Source organism: Serratia sp. 14-2641 (assembly GCF_001692375.1).
Classification (GTDB): domain Bacteria; phylum Pseudomonadota; class Gammaproteobacteria; order Enterobacterales; family Enterobacteriaceae; genus Chania; species Chania fonticola_C.
On record NZ_LXKR01000022.1, the window covers coordinates 124890 to 131261 of the forward strand.

Consider the following 6372-nt stretch of genomic DNA (forward strand, 5'->3'; position numbering starts at 1 on the left):
CATGGCCGAACCTTCGGTACGGGTACGTTCAGTTGTGACACTGTACAATCACCTGTCATGTGTGACCTACGCGTGACCGAAGACATTAGGCATCAACCCCGGACCGCTGGTCCTGTTCGTTCTCTATCCAACGGATCTGCTGTTATCAATTGTACGGGCACAACATCAGTGTCACTACAGCCCAATAACTCCACGGTCCAACTGTTAAGTGGACAACAAATCCTACCTTCGAAACTATATGTCGGGGCCGAAGGTAACATGCGGTGGCAGGGGACTGTTGTATCCGCCGTGACGATCAGCCTCATTAGTGTTATCGAAGGATACTCTGAGTCTCCCGGACTATACAGCGGGAGTACGGTGCTGACTGCGTCATGGGATTGACGTACTAAACCGAAACATGACTGAACAATGTCACCCTGAACGTGGGGAGACTCCCCCACGTCGCCCGTACCGTGACATCCTGGGGTGTAAATCGGGCAGCCTAACCTCACCCTGTATTATGACTTGTAGTCCGACAATAGACACCTCAGCAAGTGATGGACTAACTGGGAGATACATACTCTAAATGCGTTCGAACTGGGCTCTAACACATCACCAGTTTCCCTTATTGGGCGGATTACCCCAGATGCAAACATGGTTCGACTGGTTTCTGTTGACATATCGGTGTGTCTGATAGGACGCTCGTAACAATACGGTCAATCTGTGCGTCTGCCCCAATGCTGACTGTCTTATGGACGCGCCGGGCGCATTAGTTCATCATGCATCGACAATTGGTCGCACCAAATCGGAAACGGATGGCAAACTGGTTGTACAATGTAACAGGACAGCCAGCGTGACTTTCCATGTACAGAATACTTCTGTGCAACTCCGTGGGAACTCCGATCTACAATTAATGCTGGCACCCAGACGGGTAAACGCATAACTACAATTGTCGACCCTGTCGCCAACGACAGTCTCTGGAGTACGATCGATGATTTAGCTGAAACGGCTGGGACGTACAGTGGTTCCACGTTTATCACAGTACCCTGAAATTTAATGACACTAGTGGCCAGCATGTCTGCCCCGATTAACCTATTTGGAGTAATCATCCCAACGCGGGCCATTGCGATAATAGTTCATACTTGTTTACCACGGACGTGGATCACTGGCACTCGATAGCTATGTCTTTGACTCACCCATCGTTGCCGTTGGTCTGCGCGACAACTCCCTGTGCCTGCACGGCTGGGTGTACAACATCGAAAGTGGTGAGATCCGCACGCTGGATAAAAATATCAAGAATTTCGTTTCGCTGGCGGATAACCCCGAGGTCTACTTCGAGTAAAAGATGCTTGCCCTTGGTTATGAAACTGAATCCACGTTCCGACGTGGATTTTTTTAGGGGTAGATCTATTCATACGCCTCGTTCAGGCTTTGCTCCTACGTTTCGTTCTGTCGTATAGCCGATGTTATCTGCAGTGTTATCACAGTGTTGGATGGCGTGCTGAGCATGCCAGCTGTTATGAGCGACTCTCTGGACGGGCTGCCTGGCTATGAGTAGCACAGCTCCTGAAAGGGGTAGGGGACAGAAAACTCGGAGCCTTCTGCCTGGCGTCCTTATCTGCTATATTCGGCAAGGTAGAAATTATTTAAGCAATCGGGGGTAGGTCGTTAATGGAAAACGAAGAACATATTAGTAACATTATTAAAACGCACCTCGAAGCGACATTAAACGATCTCGGGGAATTCATCTGGGCGTATGTGGTGTTATCGAAAAAAGATATGTCCTGTATCTTTGGGGTAACCAACTATCCGGGGGAATGGGTAGAGCATTATAAAGCCAATGGTTTACAGTATACCGATCCGGTGGTGATCACCGCGCTAAACCGGCTAACGCCTTTTTCCTGGGATGAAAATCTGATGACGGGCGGAGGTTTTCATTTTTCCGAACTCTTCGAGCGGGCCAGGAAATTTGGGCTGAATAACGGCTATACGTTTGTATTGCATGATTATAATAATAACCTGGTCACGTTATCTTTTATTCTTGCTCCTGAAACCAGAGCGGAATTAACCCAAACGCTGATCAAGAATAAAGGTGATATTTCTGTTTTACTGGCGTCAGTGCATGAGATCTACCTAACCCTGAATTCGCTGTCGGAAAAAAACGCCTCTCGTTCGGAAAAAAGCGCCCAATTTACCGAACGGGAAAACGAAATCCTCTACTGGGCCAGCGTGGGCAAAACCTATCAGGAGACGGGGATGATCCTGGGGATCACTACGCGTACGGTCAAGTTTCATATGTCCAACATCGTCAAAAAGCTGGGAGTCGCAAATGCCCGGCATGCAATACGTCTAGGTGTGGAACTTCAACTGATTAAACCGGTTAGTTGATTACAAAGAAGGCTCAGCCGCCAGCGGCCAGTCGTTCAACCTGGTTTCGTCCGCTGCGCTGTGCTTGCTGAATATCTTGGCTTTTAGCTTCCTCTGGCTCTCAGAATCGACATGGCCGAGCAACAGATAGACCGGCTCATCTTTCTCGGAAACACCGGTTTCCAACACGGTGACATTCCAGCCCGAGGTTCTGATGATATGCATCATCGGATGGCTGGCGACGGCAAGAATGCCATCATAGTGATGTTGCCGCGCATAGTTAATCAGTGAGAGAAACAAAGCCATAGTAACAGGGAACTTACGGCCTAACAGCGAGTGGGTTCTTTCTTTATCCACGAAGAAACGTGTGGATTCAATGTAGTTGCCTTCTGGAATGTTGACATTGTTAAAGAATGAGGAAAATGTACTGTTCAACATATTATTGTATTTCATATCTATCATCCTGGTTCCGCATATAATCATGCCGTTCTCCACGCCAAAAATATAGTTGGTCTTGTCATTGTCAAACTGATCGACCTCCTTGCCATCCGAACAGTCGACTGCCCATTGCAGTCTGTCTTTAAAAGTATTTTTTCTTAACATAAAAAGATCTTCAGATTTCTCATTGCTCATTGAAGCATAGTTAACGCTGTAAATATTAAACATAATGTCACCTGTGAATGAATATATAGAGATAAGTTCATCCGGTAACATCAGTGAAGTTTCATTAAGAGCATGCCGGTACAGAGGAATGATAATGCTTTTTAATAGATTTACGTAACCTTATTATAGGAATTAACTGGTTTTTAGCTGGTGCTGGGAAAGGTGTTTTAGGCGGCACTCCGGGCTTAAAAGTGATATGTTTTTTAGCGCATGCGAAACGGAGGGATCTGCAAGCACCGGCAACTTTTACCCATTTTTTACATCTTTATACAGATAACAGACAACTCGCTGGCCGAGACGGGCAAGAATGGATGCGATTCTTTTGACAAGGAGCTTCACCATGGATCTGAAATGTATTTTTGCGTTATTCACCCTGTCTGTGCTGCCCTGGAGTGCTAGCGCAGCCCCGGCGGCCCCCAAGGTCGTCGTCAAGTCTGAAGTTGCCTCGCCCGTGGTGTTGGAAAATACCCAGGATAAAAACTACCTGAAAATCTCGTTGGTGGGCTATCCGCTGCCGCAGGAAAAACGCAGCCCGATCAATCTGGCACTGGTCATCGATCGCTCCACCTCAATGAGTGGCGATCGCATCGAAAACGCCAGAAAGGCGGCGATCGCCGCTGTTAACATGCTTAACGGTAATGACACGCTTTCGGTCGTTGCCTATGACTCCGGGGTTGAGGTGGTGATCCCGGCGACCAAGGTCAAAGATACCAAAGAACTGATTAATAAAATTAACAAAAGTATTGAACCGCGTGGGATGACGGCGCTGTTTGCCGGGGTGAGCAAGGGCATCGATCAGGTGAGCAAGCATCTGGATAAAGAGCAGGTTAATCGCATTGTTCTACTTTCCGACGGGCAGGCCAACGTTGGGCCAACCTCCAACAGTGAGCTAGCCGAGCTGGCTAAACTGGCGGCCAAGAAAGGTATCGCCATTACCACCATCGGCATTGGTGATGGTTATAACGAAGATCTGATGACCACCATTGCTGGCTATAGCGATGGCAACCATGCCTTTGTTGAGCAATCCAGCGATTTGGAAAAGACCTTCGCCCACGAGTTTAACGACGCCATGTCCGTGGTGGCACAGGATGTGGTGGTGGTGATCAAAACCGCCGATAAGGTTACGCCGGTTCGCCTGCTGGGGCGTGATGGCAGCATCAGCGGCAATACGGTCACCGTAAAACTGAACCAGCTGTATTCCAATCAGGAAAAATATGTTCTGCTGGAAGTGATCCCGGCCAAGGGCAGCAACGCCCAGAGCAAACCGCTGGCCGATGTTAACGTGCGTTACGCCAACCTGAGTACCAAGCAGGTCGATACCTTCAATGAAAAGGTGGCGGTGCGTTATAGCCAGTCCGCTAAGGACGTGAGCGCCGCGCAGGTTGATGAGGTGTTGGTGGATTCGGCCATTCAGAAGGCAGCGATTGAAAATGAGCGCGCGGTAGAGCTGATGGATGCAGGCAAAATGGAAGAGGCTAAGCAGGTATTTAGCGCTAATGCGGCAGCCTTGGAAAGCCTACCCGTCAGTGCCGCCCCAGCCAGACAAAAAGCCGAAGCTAGCGCGCAGAAGAACAAAGACCTGATGGGTAAAATGGAGAGCGACAGCAAGGAATCGACCCGTAAGGCAGTGAAAGAACAGAACTACAACATCAAAACCCAGAAGAACCAGTAGCAGGGAGCCAAATGAGCCAGCGTACTTCCAGAAGTTTAACGGTTTTTATCATCATCACCGTGGCGATCTTCAGCCTGATCGCCTATCTGGGAGTGCGCACCCTCGAGCACGAAGTGTTGCTACGCCATTACCAATCCCAGACCATGGCACAAACGCGCGCCGTTCAGGCCAGCGACAGCGTTATGGATATTCTGCGGCAGAAAGCGACGCGGCTGGACGCGATCACCGACTACATTCAACCCAACGAACAGGCGCTCAAGGAGCTGGTCGAGAAAGATCACGACATTGATGGCGTGTTTGTCCTGCAGAAAAATCGGTTGTTGTACCCCAACGAAAACGGCCCGCAGAGCCAAAAAGAACTCGCCTGGGTTCAGGCCATCACGCCGCTGGTGAACGATCCTTCCTTGCTTTACGGCCACAGCGTAAAAAGCGAAATGGCTGTCCCACAATCCGGCTGGTATATCACCGGCGAGGTGCAGGAGCCGCTGTTGATCTACTGGCGCACTATCGGCAGCGATACTGTCGGATTTCGTGTTCCTTATATCAAACTGCTGTCGGACGTGATTAATACGGTCAACGTCGATTTTGGCAGCGACACGCTGGTGCTGGTAGAGAACGGACGCCTGCTGTACCAAAGCAACCCATACGTCATCCTGGGAAACCTGCAACCCCTAGCCGAGCAAAGCCTGCCTTATCCACTTACCGGCTGGCAGGTGAGTTATTACGGCAAAGCGGTCAGCACTACGGCGGTCTACCTGTGGGGCGGGGCGTTTATCCTGCTAATGTTGGCCATCATGGGTTTGATCATTTTCCGCCTTTACCGGGAATACACCCAGACAGCACGGCTGGCGCGCCAGCAGGTGGGTTTTGTCAGCCAGGTGTCCCACGAGCTGAAAACGCCGCTGACCAATATCACGCTGTATGCCGAGTTGCTGAAAGAGGAGCTGGACGAACAGCACGATGAAGGATTGCGCTATCTGGACGTGATTATCGGCGAGAGCCAGCGTTTATCGCGCCTGATCCAGAACATTTTGAGTTTTACCCGTGAACCGAAGCTGCACTTTCAGCCTATCGATCTCAACCCGCTGCTGATGAAGATTGCGCAGACTTTCACTCCGTCATATCAGGCCAAGGGGATGGCGATCTCACTCTCGTTAGGCGAAAGCGTGGTGGTGCAGAGTGATATCGATCGCCTGACGCAGATTATCAATAACCTGCTGAGCAACGCAGAGAAGTACGCCACGGCCGGTAAACAGGTCGATATGCTGGTGGCGTGCAGTGCAGATCATGTCGATATTCACGTGCGGGATTATGGTGCCGGTATCGCCGAGAAAGAGCTCAGGATGATTTTCCTGCCCTTTTACCGGGTGAAGTCAGGCATTACCGAGGGCGTTTCGGGCACCGGCATTGGCCTGACGATTGCTCAGCAGCTGGCGCACAGCCTGGGCGGGGAGATCCTGGTTGCACCGCAGTCGCCTGGGGTGCGCTTCACCTTGCGGCTGGCGCGCGCAATACCATCGAATAACTGACGACAACAAACGGGCTACTGCACCTGATTCCGGCACCGTACCAGCTCCCTCTCCCTGTGGGAGTGTACAGACCGGGGACATGGTAGACAGGTGTTCAAGGACATGGTGAACACTTTTTAACATCCTTTACCCATGATGATCGACCTATTTCTCAGGTCGATC

Annotated in this window: 4 protein-coding genes and 1 pseudogene; 4 read left to right on the forward strand and 1 reads right to left on the reverse strand. The window is 50.4% G+C overall.

Annotated elements, in window-relative coordinates; genetic code table 11:
* Positions 1-1174: 1174 nt before the first annotated feature.
* Together A6U95_RS30650 and A6U95_RS09930 are read left to right on the forward strand one after the other, a co-directional pair.
* Positions 1175-1321: pseudogene (locus A6U95_RS30650) on the forward strand (carbonic anhydrase); the annotation flags it as partial.
* 329 nt (positions 1322-1650) lie between these two features.
* On the forward strand, positions 1651-2367 hold the full coding sequence (locus A6U95_RS09930) for a LuxR family transcriptional regulator (protein WP_021179139.1): 717 nt from the start codon (positions 1651-1653) through the stop codon (positions 2365-2367).
* Here the strand turns inward: A6U95_RS09930 and A6U95_RS09935 are convergent, their stop codons facing one another.
* Positions 2368-3012: an acyl-homoserine-lactone synthase gene (locus A6U95_RS09935; RefSeq protein ID WP_024530880.1), complete on the reverse strand. Its 645-nt coding sequence runs from the start codon at positions 3010-3012 to the stop codon at positions 2368-2370. It lies immediately after the preceding gene.
* 337 nt (positions 3013-3349) lie between these two features.
* Between A6U95_RS09935 and A6U95_RS09940 the strand changes: the two genes are divergently transcribed.
* Positions 3350-4681, forward strand: a complete 1332-nt coding sequence (locus tag A6U95_RS09940) for a VWA domain-containing protein (protein ID WP_065684351.1) — start codon at positions 3350-3352, stop codon at positions 4679-4681.
* Between the two features lie 11 nt (positions 4682-4692).
* Positions 4693-6210, forward strand: coding sequence for a HAMP domain-containing sensor histidine kinase (locus A6U95_RS09945; RefSeq protein ID WP_065684352.1), 1518 nt, complete (start codon positions 4693-4695; stop codon positions 6208-6210).
* The last annotated feature ends 162 nt before the right edge of the window (positions 6211-6372 follow it).